Source organism: Carboxydothermus ferrireducens DSM 11255, assembly GCF_000427565.1.
In the GTDB taxonomy this organism is placed as follows: Bacteria; Bacillota; Z-2901; order Carboxydothermales; family Carboxydothermaceae; genus Carboxydothermus; species Carboxydothermus hydrogenoformans.
The window spans coordinates 25,133-39,714 of record NZ_ATYG01000014.1 but is presented as its reverse complement, the minus strand read 5'-3'; the positions used below and the strand labels follow the sequence as shown (position 1 = coordinate 39,714).

The 14,582-nt window shown below is 41.0% G+C and carries 16 protein-coding genes and 1 riboswitch; all 16 genes read right to left on the bottom strand.

The window, feature by feature from the left end; translation table 11 throughout:
- Window positions 1-3: 3 nt before the first annotated feature.
- A complete protein-coding gene (fliK, locus tag CARFE_RS0105970; RefSeq protein WP_028052093.1) occupies window positions 4-2,112 on the bottom strand; it encodes a flagellar hook-length control protein FliK in 2,109 nt (702 codons plus the stop codon).
- A 17-nt stretch (window positions 2,113-2,129) separates the two neighbouring features.
- A complete protein-coding gene (locus CARFE_RS0105965; RefSeq protein ID WP_011343920.1) occupies window positions 2,130-2,549 on the bottom strand; it encodes a flagellar export protein FliJ in 420 nt (139 codons plus the stop codon).
- Between the two features lie 3 nt (window positions 2,550-2,552).
- Window positions 2,553-3,857 (bottom strand): flagellar protein export ATPase FliI, encoded by a 1,305-nt coding sequence (gene fliI / locus CARFE_RS0105960; protein WP_028052092.1) that lies wholly within the window; start codon window positions 3,855-3,857, stop codon window positions 2,553-2,555.
- Window positions 3,850-4,566, bottom strand: a complete 717-nt coding sequence (locus CARFE_RS0105955) for a FliH/SctL family protein (protein WP_028052091.1) — start codon at window positions 4,564-4,566, stop codon at window positions 3,850-3,852. The genes fliI and CARFE_RS0105955 overlap by 8 nt, the downstream gene beginning before the upstream one ends.
- Window positions 4,550-5,566 carry a flagellar motor switch protein FliG gene (gene fliG, locus CARFE_RS0105950; RefSeq protein ID WP_028052090.1) on the bottom strand — a complete coding sequence of 339 codons (1,017 nt, stop codon included), beginning with the start codon at window positions 5,564-5,566 and terminating at the stop codon, window positions 4,550-4,552. The genes CARFE_RS0105955 and fliG overlap by 17 nt, the downstream gene beginning before the upstream one ends.
- A 21-nt stretch (window positions 5,567-5,587) precedes the next feature.
- On the bottom strand, window positions 5,588-7,174 hold the full coding sequence (gene fliF / locus CARFE_RS0105945; protein WP_028052089.1) for a flagellar basal-body MS-ring/collar protein FliF: 1,587 nt from the start codon (window positions 7,172-7,174) through the stop codon (window positions 5,588-5,590).
- Between the two features lie 25 nt (window positions 7,175-7,199).
- Window positions 7,200-7,487 (bottom strand): flagellar hook-basal body complex protein FliE, encoded by a 288-nt coding sequence (gene fliE / locus CARFE_RS0105940; RefSeq protein ID WP_028052088.1) that lies wholly within the window; start codon window positions 7,485-7,487, stop codon window positions 7,200-7,202.
- Between the two features lie 11 nt (window positions 7,488-7,498).
- The gene (gene flgC, locus CARFE_RS0105935) at window positions 7,499-7,915 is read right to left on the bottom strand and encodes a flagellar basal body rod protein FlgC (protein ID WP_028052087.1); all 417 of its coding nucleotides are present in this window, start codon (window positions 7,913-7,915) and stop codon (window positions 7,499-7,501) included.
- 6 nt (window positions 7,916-7,921) lie between these two features.
- The gene (flgB, locus tag CARFE_RS0105930; protein ID WP_028052086.1) at window positions 7,922-8,332 is read right to left on the bottom strand and encodes a flagellar basal body rod protein FlgB; all 411 of its coding nucleotides are present in this window, start codon (window positions 8,330-8,332) and stop codon (window positions 7,922-7,924) included.
- 167 nt (window positions 8,333-8,499) lie between these two features.
- A riboswitch (cyclic di-GMP riboswitch) is annotated at window positions 8,500-8,586 on the bottom strand.
- A 77-nt stretch (window positions 8,587-8,663) separates the two neighbouring features.
- Window positions 8,664-9,008, bottom strand: coding sequence for a hypothetical protein (locus CARFE_RS0105920; protein ID WP_028052084.1), 345 nt, complete (start codon window positions 9,006-9,008; stop codon window positions 8,664-8,666).
- A 21-nt stretch (window positions 9,009-9,029) separates the two neighbouring features.
- Window positions 9,030-9,356, bottom strand: a complete 327-nt coding sequence (locus CARFE_RS0105915; RefSeq protein WP_161625129.1) for a hypothetical protein — start codon at window positions 9,354-9,356, stop codon at window positions 9,030-9,032.
- A gap of 9 nt (window positions 9,357-9,365) precedes the next feature.
- Window positions 9,366-9,743 (bottom strand): flagellar export chaperone FliS, encoded by a 378-nt coding sequence (fliS, locus tag CARFE_RS0105910; RefSeq protein ID WP_028052082.1) that lies wholly within the window; start codon window positions 9,741-9,743, stop codon window positions 9,366-9,368.
- A 14-nt stretch (window positions 9,744-9,757) separates the two neighbouring features.
- Window positions 9,758-11,182 (bottom strand): flagellar filament capping protein FliD, encoded by a 1,425-nt coding sequence (gene fliD, locus CARFE_RS0105905; RefSeq protein WP_028052081.1) that lies wholly within the window; start codon window positions 11,180-11,182, stop codon window positions 9,758-9,760.
- Window positions 11,183-11,194: 12 nt separating this feature from the next.
- Window positions 11,195-11,575, bottom strand: a complete 381-nt coding sequence (locus CARFE_RS14465; RefSeq protein ID WP_051250190.1) for a flagellar protein FlaG — start codon at window positions 11,573-11,575, stop codon at window positions 11,195-11,197.
- An 18-nt stretch (window positions 11,576-11,593) separates the two neighbouring features.
- Window positions 11,594-13,591 (bottom strand): tetratricopeptide repeat-containing glycosyltransferase family 2 protein, encoded by a 1,998-nt coding sequence (locus CARFE_RS0105895; RefSeq protein WP_028052080.1) that lies wholly within the window; start codon window positions 13,589-13,591, stop codon window positions 11,594-11,596.
- A gap of 75 nt (window positions 13,592-13,666) precedes the next feature.
- Window positions 13,667-14,494, bottom strand: a complete 828-nt coding sequence (locus CARFE_RS0105890) for a flagellin N-terminal helical domain-containing protein (RefSeq protein ID WP_028052079.1) — start codon at window positions 14,492-14,494, stop codon at window positions 13,667-13,669.
- Window positions 14,495-14,582: the final 88 nt, after the last annotated feature.

Here is a 14,582-nt window from a genome sequence, read left to right as displayed (position 1 = left end):
TCCTTATACCAAACAGTTCAACCCGGTAACTTTTTCCGCTAACGGATTTTTTTCCAATACCGGCTCAGCTACCGGACCATTTTGATAATTTCTAACCTTCTGAAGCCTGGCATTGTTTTTTGTGAAAGAAAAGGTATTCTGATTGAAAAAATTGCTACTCTGTTCCAGCCCCACATTAAAGCTACTTAACTCCAGGTGATGCTTTTGTAAAGTTACAGCTAACTCTCTGCCGGCATTCTGTAAATACCAGGCAGCTTCGTTTGAAAAAACTTTTAGCGAAATTTCTACATTTTTTCCCGTTAATTTTACCGTGACCTTTACTTCCCCCAGTTCTTCAGGATAAAGTTTGAACGACGCAGTTAAACTGGTACCCGCCTTTTGCGCTTTTTGCACCAGATTTTCTACTTTGGCCAAAAAAGAGGGAAAGTTAAACTTTAAATTTTCCGCAGGAAGCAAATTATCGAGAGCATTCTTTGCTACCTTTGGAGATAAGTCAAAAGTTGGTATTTCAACCGCTGGCTTTGTCTTTTCATAGCTTGCCGGATTTACTTCGCGAAGAAAGCTACCTTTAGCTGCTTTGGGAAGAGTTTTTGCTGCTTCTTTTTCCCTTATCGCCTGGCCTGGCTCAGGTAGCATCCCTTTTGAGCTAAGCTTTAGTCCAGCTTTTACTTCACCTTGTTCCGCTTGCGGAATGTTTTTCTTTCCACCGTTTTCAGCAACTACTGTTACTTCGTTTACCCGAAGCTCCACTTTTTCAAAAACCCTGTTCCCGTCCTTTATCCCCTCCGGGCTTGTCTCCTGCCGCATCCCTTTGCTACCCGGCACCACTTTTAACTCCGCCGGCAATTCCTTTTCTATAAAGACTGTCCCATCCACGTCTTGAAGAAAGCTTCCTTCCCCTGCATCCGCCGGAGCTACTGCTACCTCTTTACCCGGTACCGCAATACCCTCTTCCGTTACCGTAAAACCTTTTGCCCCTAACTCCCGACTTAAGTCTTCTTCTAACCCTATCAGATTAATCGCCTCATCGTTTACCTGACTTTTCCCCTGGAAAACCCTTACCCTTCCTGCATCTTCAGCATTTCCCGCTACCTCGTTTTCCAGAAGCGCCACTCTTTCAAAAACCCTGCTCCCGCTCCTTATCCCCTCCGGGCTTATCTCCTGCTGCATCCCTTTGCTACCCGGTACCACTTTTAGCTCCGCCGGCAATTCCTTTTCTATAAAGACTGTCCCATCCACGTCTTGAAGAAAGCTTCCTTCCCCTGCATCCGCCGGAGCTACTGCTACTCCTTTACCCGGTGCCGCAATCCCCTCTTCCGTTACCGTAAAATCTTTTGCCCTTAATTCCCGACTTAAGTCTCCTTCTACCCTTACCACATTAATTGCCTCATCCTTTGCCTGACTTTTCCCCCGGAAAACCCTTACCTTTCCTGCATCTTCAGCATTTCCCGCTACCTCGTTTTCCAGAAGCGCCGCTCTTTCAAAAACCCTGTTCCCGTCCTTTATCCCCTCCGGGCTTATCTCCTGCCGCATCCCTTTACTACCCGGTACCACTTTTAACTCCGCCGGCAATACCTTTTCTATAAAGACTATCCCATCCACGTCCTGAAGAAAGCTTCCTTCCCCTGCATCCGCCGGAGCTACTGCTACTTCTTTACCCGGTGCCGCATTACCCTCTTCCCTGACGGTGAAATCTTTTGCCCCTAACTCCTGACTTAAGTCTTTTTCTAACCCTATCAGATTAATTGCCTCATCCTTTGCCTGATTTTTTCCCTGGAAAACCCTTACCTTTCCTGCATCTTCAGCATTTCCCGCTACCTCGTTTTGAAGCTGCAATCTTTCGAAAAAACCGTCCCCATCGCTTATTACGGTCTCTTCCTTAGGCAATATTTCCTGCAGTAAAGGTAAATTCCAAGGACCAATAAGTACCGGCACTATGGTTGCTACCCCGGCAGTATCATCCTCGTTCTTCTGTTCCGTTTCGTACTTTTCGCTGCCAAGAACACCTGCTAAAAGAAGTTCAAAGCTGTCGGTTAACCAAGGTCTTCCTACAGTTTGCAGTTGTCCTTCCGGAGCAATTTTGAGCCCCTGCCAGCTCTGTTCTACCTTCAACCCCTTTTCACCTCCTTTCAATTCCTGCGGATATAGCCAAAAAGGGAAATTTCATCTAAAAAAGATTGATTTTCCCTTTCAAGCTCCTCACGGTAACTCGCTTTTGCTTTTTCTTTCAATACTTCCATCTTTTTCTGCTCAATTTTTTTGGCAAGATATTCTTCCTTAGCCCTTTCCCGCTCGTTTATAAGCCTTTCCAACTCTTTTTCCAAACGCCACTTTTCTGTAGCCAGGTACTCTATCCTCTCCAATTGATGTTCGCGAAATAAAAGGGAATCAATTTTCAGCTCGGCAGCAATGGATTCCCCAATCCGGTTGATCTTTTCTTCCTGGCGCCGGACCGCTTGAATTTTTTCCTGCACAACACGTTTTTGCTGTTCGACTTCTTGGGTGCGAATCTTTTCCACATTGGCCAGGCGAAAAGAAAATTTTTTCATTGATTATTCCTCCACCAGCAGGGTTTTCAACATTTCCTTGGTAGTAGTAAAATCTACTTTTTCATTTTGTTTTTGCTGTAAAAACTGGTTAATTTTTGGTACAAGCTGGATTGCCCGGTCAAGGAGGGGATTGGTTCCCGGCTTATAGGCACCAATTAAAATTAAATCCTCATTTTGCCGGTAAATATCAAGAATTTCCCGCATTTTCAGTGTTAACGCTAAATGCTGTTCATCAACAAGCTCAGGCATTAAACGGCTGTTGCTGGCCAAAAGGTCAATGGCCGGGTAGTGCCCCTTTCCGGCTAATTGCCGGCTTAACACAATATGCCCATCTAAAAGTCCTCTGACCGCGTCGGCAATTGGCTCGTTGAAGTCGTCTCCTTCCACCAAGACCGTATAAAAGGCGGTAATCGAACCTTTATCATCGTTGCCGGCTCTTTCCACCAATTTGGGTAATAAAGCAAACACCGAGGGAGTATACCCCCGGGAAGATGGGGGCTCACCGGCAGCAAGGCCAATCTCCCGCTGCGCCATGGCAAACCGCGTCAGGGAATCCATCATTAAGAGCACTTTTTTCCCCTGCTCGCGAAAATACTCAGCAATAGCCGTGGCCACAAAGGCACCTTTGACCCGAAACAATGCTGGTTGCTCCGAAGTCGCCACCACCAAAACCGATTTTTTAATCCCTTCACCCAAATCATTTTCAATAAAATCTAAAACCTCCCTGCCCCTTTCTCCGATTAGAGCTATCACGTTAACATCCGCTTCGGCATAACGGGCAATCATTCCCAGCAGGGTACTTTTACCCACACCGCTTCCGGCAAAGATCCCAAGTCTCTGCCCTTCGCCGCAGGTTAATGGGCCATCGATTGCTTTGATCCCGGTGGCAAACGGCTTTTTTATCCGCCGGCGTTGCAGCGGATTGGGAGGTTTGCGGTCCAGGGAAAAGCGCCGGCCGTAAATTTTGTCGGCATTTAAAGGCCTTCCCAAGCCATCAAGCACTTTCCCAAGTAAGCTTGTACCCACGGTAATTTGCAACTGACGCCGAAGCGGGCGTACCAGGCTTCCCAAGCTTACCCCGTTAATCTCCCCTAAAGGCATTAAAATGGCATTTTCCTCTTTAAAACCGACCACTTCGGCCAAAACCCGAGCGTTTCCGGCCAAAATCTCTACCGTCTCACCTACCGAAACCTTTAAGCCGTGCGCTTCAACGGTAAGACCTATGACCTGGCGGACCACACCCCAGGGTTTTAAAAACTCATGCTCCTTTATCTGCTCGGTGAGATACCCAAGGTTTACTCTATTCATCTCCGTAAGCTCCAGCTTTAAGCTTTTCTAAAATTTCATCAGCAAAGATTTTTAAAGAAATGACGTAATTTTCCTCACCCTTAACAACAACCGTTCCGGCCGGTAAATCGGTATCGGTGATTACGGGTATTTTTTCTTCCAAACCCTGTTGCTGTAAAATTTCTTCAATTTTCTCCCGGTCAGCAGGACTTACCTGAATTACCGGCACCATCTTTTGCGAAAACTTGGCAAGAGCGTCTACAAGCCATTTCCGGTAAAAAAGTGTTACAGCCTCCGGTAGCTCCCCTAAAAGCTTTTCAAGGGAAGTCTCGATAAAAGCTATAATCTCCTGTTCTACCCCTTTGATGATTTTTTCACGTTCCCTGTTTATTTCCAAAACTTTTTCGGCAATTTTCTTTTCGTATTCCTCTTTTAAAGTCGCTTGAAGTTTTTCAAATTCTTGCCGGGCTGTAGCCTGGCCTTCGGTATAACCCTGTTGGTAACCTTTTGCTTTTGCATCTTCTCTGATTATTTCGGCCTCTCGCCGGGCAGCGTTAATTATTTCCTGCGCTTTAATTTTTGCTTCGTTTAATAAAGCCGAAGATTCTTCATTGTTTTTTTCCACTTCTTCTGGTAAAATGACAATTTTTTTAATGGGAATTTTCAGCGCTTCCCCGTCGGGCCTCACCGCAACCCCTTCTAAAAGCTTACTTTTAGAAGACCAGGGCATCTTCACCACCCCGGGATATTATAATTTCTCCAGCTTCTTCTAAACGGCGAATAATAGCCACAATTTTCTGCTGCGCCTGCTCCACATCTTTAAGCCGCACCGGTCCCATGTAAGCCAATTCGTCGTTTAACATTTCCGCCGCCCGCTTGGAGAGGTTCTTCATAATCCGCTGCTTGACTTCTTCGGTAGAACCTTTTAAAGCAAAAGCCAAATCCCGGCTTTCCACTTCCCGCAGCACCCGCTGGATCGCCATATCGTCCAAGGTAACGATATCCTCGAAAACAAACATTCGCTTTCTAATTTCTTCGGCTAACTCCTGGTTTTCCTGTTCTAAATTTTCGAGGATATTTTTTTCGGTCGAACGGTCAACCCGGTTTAAAATTTCCACAACCGCTTCTATGCCCCCGGCTCTTGTATAGTTTTGTTCAAACACCGATGATACCTTTTTTTCCAATACTTCCTCAATTTCCCGGATAACTTCCGGAGAGGTTCTCTCCATAGTGGCAATTCTTTTGATAATATCGCTCTGCATTTCCGCCGGCATCGAAGACAGAATCATCGCCGCCTGCTCCGGTAAAAGATAAGATAAAATTAAAGCGATGGTTTGTGGATGCTCATTTTGAATAAAGTTAATAAGCTGCCGGGCATCGGCTTTGCGCAACATCTGAAAAGGCATTTTAGCGGTTAAACTTATTAATTTTTTAATGATTTCGTTTGCTTTTTGCGGTCCCAAAGCTTTTTCCAGCATTTCCTTGGCATAACTCACACCGCCGGTGGAAATATATTCCTGGGCCTGGTAAAGTTCCAAAAATTCTTCTACCACCTTTTGCCTTTCTTCCGGTGTAATCTGGCCGATAGTAGCTACCGCCATGGAAATTTTTTCAATTTCTTCTTCGGTAAAATGTTTGGCTAAAATTTTGGCCGAATGTTCCGGCCCCAGGGCAATTAGAAGCTTGGCTATTTTATTGATATTTTTCTTGCGTGTTTCTTCCCGGGCCATCTGGCATCCTCCTTGTCTGTCTTACTCGTCCGTCAGCCAGGCTCGCAGTACCATCGCAACTTCATCCGGATTTTTGTCCACCAGCGATTTTATTTTTTCTATATCCGACTGAACTTTCTGGATTACTATCGGTTCACCAGTTATTTCTCTTACAATAATCCCAGGACCTCTTTCGGTTGCAGCCGCAGCTTCCAGCTCACTGACTCCAACCGGAGCTCTGGGTGAAATGTCCGCAACTGCCGCAGTTTTTTTCCGAAAACGGCGTATCCCGAAAAATACTATAATGCTAAGAAAAACCAGGGCCCCGGCCCCTATGGCAAGCCATTTATACAATGCTTGTCTTGCCTGCTGTTCTTTCTGAGCTTGCGCCTGCTGTTCTTCCATTTGTTTTGCCAATGTTTTATCAAAGGTAATGGTGTTGATAATTATCTGGTCGCCGCGGTTTTGGTCATAGCCCATGGCCGCCGCTACAATATCCCGGATTTTATTTACGTCCGCCGCCGGCACTCCCGAATCGATAGCAATAGCGGCGGATAACCGCTTCACCGTTCCCGGTGCCTTGACCAATTTATAGACGGTTTGTCCAACCTGATAATTGCGGGTAAAGTCTTCTTTAACCTGAACTTCTCCGTTTGTACTGCCATTTATGTATGGGTAATTCTGATTGGTATTCGGTACCGTCCCGCCTATTCCGGAGGCACCGGGACTCCCGTAAACTACTTCTTTGCTCCCCTGTTCGCTGACCAGCGGCCCAGGGAGAGCTATCTGGGAGGTAGTTTCTTCCTGATTAAAATCCAGATCAGCATTGATACTAACTACTGCCTTTCCAGGACCTAAAATAGTGGTGAGCAGGTTATTAATTCGATTTGTTAACTCCGTTTCAAACTGCTTTTTCATTTCTTGCTGACGTCCAGATTGCGCCGATAAACTTGAGCTTAAATCCACCTGATCAGAAAGCACATTCCCGTATGTATCCACTACCTGAACATTTTCCGGCTTTAAACCTTCTACACTGTTCGCCACCAAGTAAATTATCCCTTTTATCTCTTGCGGCGTTAATTTTTTTAAGGGCTTCAATTTCAGCAAAATGCTGGCAGTTGCCGGTTTTTCCTCGGAAATAAAAACGCTTTTTTCGGGAAGGACTAAATGAACACGGGCATCCTCTACCGCATCCAACTGCACAATTGTTCGCCGTAGCTCCTCCTGCAGCGCCCGCTGGTAGTTAACCTGGTTTTCAAAATCACTGGCACCTAACTTGGTCTGGTCAAATAACTCAAAGCCAATACCGCTGTTTGTTTCTAACACCCCGGCACTGGCCAGTTTAATCCGGGCCTCATAAACTTGACTTTTGGGAACCAAAATCGTTGTCCCCTCATCGCCAAGCTTGTAATTTATTTTCCATTCCTTCAACTTTTCCGCAATAGCTCCCGCTTCTTTGGCATCTAAACCGGTAGCCAAAGGAGTATAACTGGGCCGTCCCAAAAAAATATACCCGAGCAACAATGACAGTACCGCCGTAAGTAGTAAAATCCCGTAAACCCGCTTTTGAAAGCTGCTTAAATTTTGGAAACGTTCCTTTATACTTGCCAGGAGGCTCTGAAAATCCATTTATTTCCCCCTATTCCGTCCATGATTAAATCTGCATCCGGCTAATTTCCTGATAGGCCTCAACTATTTTGTTGCGAACCTCCACCGCTAATTCCAAACTCAATTTAGCTTCCTGGGCCAAAATTAAAACCTGGTGAATATCATCCACTTTCCCGGCTAAAAAATCCTGGGTCACTTGCTCGGCTTTCAGCTGTTTTTCGTTAACTTTATCTAAAGCCTCAGCAAGTTTCTTTTCAAAATCTAAAGTTTTTGTTGATTGTGCCGAATTATTAGGCAGGATAGTTTTGGAAAAAGAAATGCCGGTAATCTCCATAATAACCCCTCCTAACGGCTAAGCTCGAGAGCCTTCGCATACATGGCTTTAGCCGTATTGAACACCGTAACATTGGCTTCGTACGCCCTCTGAGCAGCCAGTAAATTTACTATCTCATCGTTGATATTAACGTTGGGATATTTTACTAAACCGGTATTGGGATCCGCATCGGGATGGTTAGGGTTAAAGACATAGCGGTAGGGAGTTTTGGTATCTTCTACAATCTGACTGACCCTGACCCCGCCGCCTTTAAACCCGGTCTTCGCCTCCAGAATTTCCTCAAAAACCACGTCTTTTCGATTGTAGGTACCACCTGCAGGCGTCCGGGTAGTGTTGGCATTGGCAATGTTATCCACTATCGTATCCAGCCATAAACGGTGGGCGGTAAGGGCCGAAGCGGTTATTTGGAAAGAACTAAAAAATGCCATCTACACTTACCTCCTTCCACCGGTAATCACCATTTCTAAAGAAGCAAGGGTGCCTTTTAACCGCTCCACAGCCGTTTCATAATAAAGCTGGTTATAAGCCAAATCTACCATTTCCGTTTCGATGTCCACGTTATTTTTGTCAATTCTCATGGCAGTAGAAGTTTCTCGCTTAACTTCTGCAAAAGGTAAACTGAACCCTTTAGCAGTTAGATGGCGAGGATGGGTAGTTTTTAAAGAAAAATTACCTTTTTTTTGGTTTAAAAATTCCTGAACCTTTTCCTCAAACACCACTACTTCCTTCCGGTACCCCGGAGTATTGACGTTGGCAATGTTATGGGCAATCGCCTGCTGGCGGATTGTCGCAGCATCAATCCCCAGTTTCAAAAGGTTGTAGGTAACCCCTCCAAAAAGGTCCATCCGCTTCTCCCCTTTTTTCATAACTTTCTATATATATTTGACAAAATGAGCTAAATTCCTTTACCTTCTCAATTTTATTTTAACTTTTTCCAAAAAAAATTCAGCAAGATATCTTTGCTTTCACAAAAAATAAAAACCTCCTGCCCAAGGAGGCTTTAATCCCTACCCCCGGCAGCTGGCTGGCATAGCGGTTACCCGCCTTAGCCCCTTTAGCTTTGCGTCGCCGGCTTTCGCCGGTTTTGCCAAACTTTTCGAGGAAATCTTTCACAAAAATTAACTTATAAAAAATAACGAAAATTGTCAATATAAAACGAAAACAAAAAAAGAGGGTCTACACCCTCTCGTCCAGCAAAAGCCCTATGGTTTTGGTCAGGTCGGTAAACGCCGTTTTTAAATGCTCTAAGCTAACTCGTTTTAATACCCGGTTTTTCAGCTTATCAATGACATACCCCACTTCTTCCTGCTCATCATAAACAAATTCCAGCGCCGGGTTTAAAAAGTTGATTACCCGGTGAAACACATCCGCCGCAAGCTTCGGGATAAACTCCTTTTCTCCGTCATACTCCGGCTCATACCGCACTTCATCGGCAGTCTTTTTTATCTCCGGTACTTTCGGCTTTACCTGCTCCCGGTATTTTTGTAAAAACAATGGGTCAATATTGGGTATAATCACCATTTATCCCCCCTTTGTGGGGAATTAACGTTTTTTATCTAAGAAAATACCTTCCACTTGAAAGCCTTTTGCTAAATATGAATTAATCACCTTTTTTTCTCTTTTCACTTTTTCAATTTCTGTTAAAATTTTTTTCTTTTCCTCTTCTAAAAGCTTTATCGTTTTTTCATACACCGGTAATAATTCCTGAATTTCCTCAATCGTAATCTCTTCTTCTCCCGAATAATATTTTTTAAATTTTTCATTTATTTTCTGGAATTCATCAGTTATCACCAATTCATCTTTTGAAGATGTAATTTTTTCCTGAAGCCTTTTAAGCTCATTAAGAATTTCCTTAGAAGTTTTCACCATTATCATCCTTTAAATAGTAGCTTTCTCTTTAGCAGCAGCCGCTTGAACCCAGGCTTCTCTCAGTTCTTCCAAGTGTTTTTGCACTTCTTCGATACTCTGGCGGTCTTTCTTGACACTTCCATGAATTAGCCGGTACATAAAGTAATCATAAAGCTGATAAAGATTTTTGGAAATTTCATAATCCATATCCAGAGTAACCATCAATTCGGAAATTATGTCCTGCGTACGGCTGATATAATAGCTAAAATCATCGTATTTTTTCTCATCCAAAGCCTTAAGCCCTTGTTTTAAAAATTTAATTGCACCGTCATACAGCATAATTAATAATTTTTCCGGCGGGGCGGTAGCGATATTTTGTGTTTGGTATTGAGCATAGGGGTTATTCATTTATCTCACCTCGATTATTTCTTAGCAGACTGTAAGCCAATTTGTGCCGCTAACCAGTTACTTTGAGTCTGTAATCCAGCCATTGCTTTTTCTAACATGGTAAATTTATTCCAGAGTTCTTCTTCTTTTCTCGTTAAATAATCGTTAAACCGATCAATTTGTTCCTGGATATCTTTTATTTGTTCGGCAAGAGACTTATCTTTAGTCACCAGAATAGCATCGGTATGGGCGCCATTGGCTGTGGCATAAATAGCTAAACTTTCGACATAGGGCTTTAACCGGTCCATTACCCCATTTGCTGCGGCATTGGTGAAAATTTCCCCTACAGCTTTTGCATTTTGCTTGATGAGCTCCGTAAGTTTATTTTCATCCAAGGAAAGGGTGGCTTCCTTTCCGGAAGTAGATATGCCTATAGCCATTAAACTATTTAAAGTAACCGTCTTGCCATTGTAGGTTGCAGTTTCGGTAAGACCGGAAACAGCACTTCCCACTATCTGTCTTAATTGAAACATGATTTGCTGGGCAGTGGCATCTCCCTGCAAAACTCCTTTTGTTTTGGTATTGGGGTCATAAGCAGTTTTTGTTGCTAAATCGTTCATTAAATCATTATACTGGTTTACAAAAGTTTTTACTTTATCGATTATTGTTGCTGTATCATTGTCAACCGTTAAAGTAACTGTTCCCGTTTTCTTTAAAGTTAAAGTTACTCCATAGATGGCATCGGAAATGTTGTTGGAACTTCTGGTTAATGTTAAACCGTTAATAACCACCTGGGCATCGGTTCCCGCTTGCACGATAGTTACCGGATTACCATTAGCATCAGCCAATCCAAGAACTTGCAAAGCATCGCCGGTAACGGCAGTAAAGGAAATGGAATTTGCTGCACCAGTCGTATTAGCCGTTAGTAACAGCTTATTGTCCACTATTGAAGCTGTAACTCCTGCTTTGGCGTTGTTGATTTTATCCCGAATACTTACTAATGTATCAGTTGGACCAATCGAGATTACGATATCATTGCCTAAACTATCCTTTTGCACTACTCCACCAATGGCAATTTTAAAAGATGTAGAATTTAAATTTAAAGGAGTTGTGACTGAAGTTTGTTGTTTCGAAGCAATAATATAACTTTGAGCTAAAGTTTTAACCTCTATATTGTAGCTACCTTTTACAGCAGTAGATTGGGCCGACGCTGTTAAAACATTCACATCTGACGAGGTCGCAATTAAATTAGTATATAGAGAAGAACTCATTAATGAGTTTATTGTAGTATAAAGACTACTTAATTTGGATTTAATTTGTCCCCAGGCCGTTCTCACCGCTTCCAAATTTGACTTTCTTTGCTGTAAGTTTTCCAAGGGTTTTCTTTCCACCTGCATTAACTGTTCTATAATTTTATTGGTATCAAGACCAGACGCCAAACCACCAATTTGAATGGGCATTGCCCTCACCTCTTAAATTTTAGTATCAACCAAAATCCCTAATAATTTCTTAATCTCCGCCACTATTTCTAAAACCTGATGCGGCGGAATTTCCCTGATTACTTCTTTGGTCTCGGCATTAATTACCTTTACCATCAGCTCCTGTGAGTCCTGATGGATTTCAAATTTTAATTCCGTAGGAGTAAAGGAGTTTACAATTTTTGTTAATCTTTGTAATTCTTTTTCTAAAAATTTTACATCACTGCTCTCTGATAAACCTACATCATCCCGACTTTGTAATCCATTCTTACCTACTAATTCCTGTTTTTTATCCGCTCCTACTATAATTCCTATCGATTGAAAATTAACCCCATTATTCACTCCTAAATTTACCGGAGGAACTAAGCCAGCCATACTCCATTCCCCTTTTAATTATAATGAACTATAAACTTGCAATGCAGATTTTAAAATCTCAACATCGGGATAGTACGTCGAAGCTTCTTGCAAAACTTCTTTTGTAGATTTTAAATCGTTTTTTTCTTGCAATAAACCAATTAGATATAAATAATAATTTAACTGCTTTTCCCTACTTATTGCTTCTTTGATAAATGTTTCAGCTTCCTCGATTAAACCACGCATATGGGCTATTTTTCCTAAGAGATAAAAAGCTTCCGCATCTGCAACACCTTTTTCAACCGCAGCCAACAATTCTTCCACAGCACTGTCATAATACCTTGTAGCAAAGTACAGCTTGCCCAGTTTTAAATTTTTCTCTTCAATCCATTCGATTTTTTGATATAAATTATAAATTTTTTCAAATGCTTCAAATAACTCTAAATCTAAAAACTTTGCCATTAAAAAAGTAAGTTGCTCTTCATACTTTTCATAGTCGTTTTTCACAATTTTTAATACATCATTGTTAAATGCCGCAAGTAATAAATTACCTATTATTTGCCACTTTATTTCCTCTGCTCGAGTAAGTTTTTTCATATTCCACACTATTTCTTCAGTTTTACATTTAAGACTTAAATTTAATAATATTCGTAGAAAAGTTTTAATCATTAAATGGTTTTCATTTAAATTTTGACCATCAAGTTTTTCTATGACTTCTTTGGCTTCTTCATATTTTTTTAGATGAAGATACAATTCAGCTTCTTTTATTAATTTGTTCGTTTGGTCTGACAAATAACTATTTACTACCTTTAAAGCTCTTTCATAATCGCCTTTTAAAAACAGAAAATCAACGTATTTTTCGATTATAAAAGAATAGTCCTTATATTTTCGAAGTAATTTATCTTCCTTTTCTTCCAATTCGTGGTAACTTCCCCGTTCATAATACAACTTCAAAATAGGGATTACAGCTAAAATATAATTTTGTGCCAAAGACATTTCATAAAAAACTAAAGCTTTATTATAATTGCCTAAAGCTTCTTCGCAACTACCAATTCCATAACTTGCTAAATAAGAACCAGTACCATCATAATGAAATATTGAAGTTTCTAAGCTTTCACCAATTTCGAGACATTTCATAAAAGTTTCAATAGCTTTCTTATAGCTTCTTTGATTATAATAAACAACTCCTTTAAAATACACTAAATCAACATACCAAGGATATAACTGTTCGGCATCTTCAATAACCTTTAAAGCCTCTTGAAATTTTTTTAAATTTATTAATGAATTAACAATATGCCAAATTAAAGCATACTTAAAGCCTGGTTCTTTTTTACGTATCAATAAAAAAGACTTTTGGAAATTTTGTAAAGCTTTTTCGTATTCTTGTTTTCTATAATACTCTACACCAAGATTGTAATAATTGAATGCTTTAATTTCAACATCAATATTTTCAAAAGCGTTATTGGCTATTTTTTTAAGAATTGATATATTCCGCTCACTTTTCTTTTTAGTAGAAACTGTTTCTGGAATATAACCGTAGTGTTTTATAATAATGGTACTATCTCTAATTTCAACATTTTTTTTGAAACGTAGTTGCTCGTGAATAGGATTAATAAAGTATGGTTCAGCTCGCATAGGAAATAAAAGCATTCTTTTGGCTGTAACTGTTCTTTGTTTTGTAAAATCCAGGAAATTAATTACATTGACTAAATAAGCAACATTTTCATCTTTATTAACTAGCTCCAACACTTTATCCTTGCTACTAACATCTAATTCTTCATCAGCATCTAAAAGTAAAACCCAATCACCTGTTGCTTTTTCCAACGAAAAGTTCCTTGCTGCACTGAAATCATCAACCCACGGAAAATCAAAAATTTTCGCCCCAAAATCTTTAGCTATAGCTTTAGTATTATCTGTAGATCCCGTATCGACAACAACAATTTCATCAGCAATATCTTGCACACTCTCAAGGCAATTTCTAATATATCTTTCCTCGTCTTTTACAATCATGCAAACCGATAGTTTTTTTTCTCCCATTTTTTCACCACTTTAAGCTAATTTTAAAGAGGCCAGCCCTTAAAATGGCTGGCCCAAAAGATAAAATGTATTTGTTTATCGGAGAAGCTGTAAAACCGCTTGCGGCGCCTGGTTAGCTTGAGCTAAGATAGCAACACCAGCTTGTTGTAAGATTTGGTTCTTAGTAAAGTTCATCATTTCTGCAGCCATATCAACGTCTCTAATCCGGGACTCAGAAGCACTAAGGTTTTCAGATGCTATACCTAAGTTAGCAATGGTATGTTCTAAGCGGTTTTGTATTGAACCGAGGTTAGCTCTATAGGTAGATACCTTTTGTAATGCAGAATCTACTTTACTAATAAATGCACTTGCAGATGCATTATCGGTAATAGCTAAGTCAGCTGAACTCAAGCCTAAAGAAGCTGTACCGGCATTATCAATGGTAAACGCAATAACTTGACCTGCATTTGCTCCAACTTGTAAAGTTACTACTAAACCAGTAGCTACAGCCAACAAATTCTTGGTGTTAAATTCTGTGGCCCCAGCAATTCTGTCAATTTCGTTAAATAATTGATTAAGCTCAGTCGTAATCGCTGAAATGTCTTGATTGTTTAAAGTACCGTTTGCCGCTTGAACTCCCAGCTCTCGCATCCGTTGCAAGATATTTTGAATTTCGCTCAAGCCACCTTCAGCAGTTTGAATTAAAGAAATACCGTCTTGAGCATTTCTAATCGCTTGGTTTAAGCCACGAATCTGCGCTCTTAACTTTTCCGAAATAGCCAATCCAGCAGCATCATCTCCAGCCCGGTTAATCCGTAAACCGGATGAAAGCTTTTCCATCGATTTTTGTAAAGCATTTGAAGTGCTATTAAGCGCTCTCCACGCATTTAATGCTTCAATATTGTTGTTGATTCTAAGACTCATATTTTTTCCTCCTCCTTGATTTTTTCTTTGGCATCCCTGCCAGTTATTTTAAGTCAGGTGGCCACCTAACTTTTCTATTTCTTATTTC

Coding starts and splice junctions, on each gene's coding strand:
- CARFE_RS0105965 (WP_011343920.1), bottom strand. CDS start 2,549: ATGAAAAAATTTTCTTTTCGCCTGGCCAATGTGGAAAAGATTCGCACC.
- fliI (WP_028052092.1), bottom strand. CDS start 3,857: ATGAATAGAGTAAACCTTGGGTATCTCACCGAGCAGATAAAGGAGCAT.
- CARFE_RS0105955 (WP_028052091.1), bottom strand. CDS start 4,566: ATGCCCTGGTCTTCTAAAAGTAAGCTTTTAGAAGGGGTTGCGGTGAGG.
- fliG (WP_028052090.1), bottom strand. CDS start 5,566: ATGGCCCGGGAAGAAACACGCAAGAAAAATATCAATAAAATAGCCAAG.
- fliF (WP_028052089.1), bottom strand. CDS start 7,174: ATGGATTTTCAGAGCCTCCTGGCAAGTATAAAGGAACGTTTCCAAAAT.
- fliE (WP_028052088.1), bottom strand. CDS start 7,487: ATGGAGATTACCGGCATTTCTTTTTCCAAAACTATCCTGCCTAATAAT.
- flgC (WP_028052087.1), bottom strand. CDS start 7,915: ATGGCATTTTTTAGTTCTTTCCAAATAACCGCTTCGGCCCTTACCGCC.
- flgB (WP_028052086.1), bottom strand. CDS start 8,332: ATGGACCTTTTTGGAGGGGTTACCTACAACCTTTTGAAACTGGGGATT.
- CARFE_RS0105920 (WP_028052084.1), bottom strand. CDS start 9,008: ATGGTGATTATACCCAATATTGACCCATTGTTTTTACAAAAATACCGG.
- CARFE_RS0105915 (WP_161625129.1), bottom strand. CDS start 9,356: ATGGTGAAAACTTCTAAGGAAATTCTTAATGAGCTTAAAAGGCTTCAG.
- fliS (WP_028052082.1), bottom strand. CDS start 9,743: ATGAATAACCCCTATGCTCAATACCAAACACAAAATATCGCTACCGCC.
- fliD (WP_028052081.1), bottom strand. CDS start 11,182: ATGCCCATTCAAATTGGTGGTTTGGCGTCTGGTCTTGATACCAATAAA.
- CARFE_RS14465 (WP_051250190.1), bottom strand. CDS start 11,575: ATGGCTGGCTTAGTTCCTCCGGTAAATTTAGGAGTGAATAATGGGGTT.
- CARFE_RS0105895 (WP_028052080.1), bottom strand. CDS start 13,591: ATGGGAGAAAAAAAACTATCGGTTTGCATGATTGTAAAAGACGAGGAA.
- CARFE_RS0105890 (WP_028052079.1), bottom strand. CDS start 14,494: ATGAGTCTTAGAATCAACAACAATATTGAAGCATTAAATGCGTGGAGA.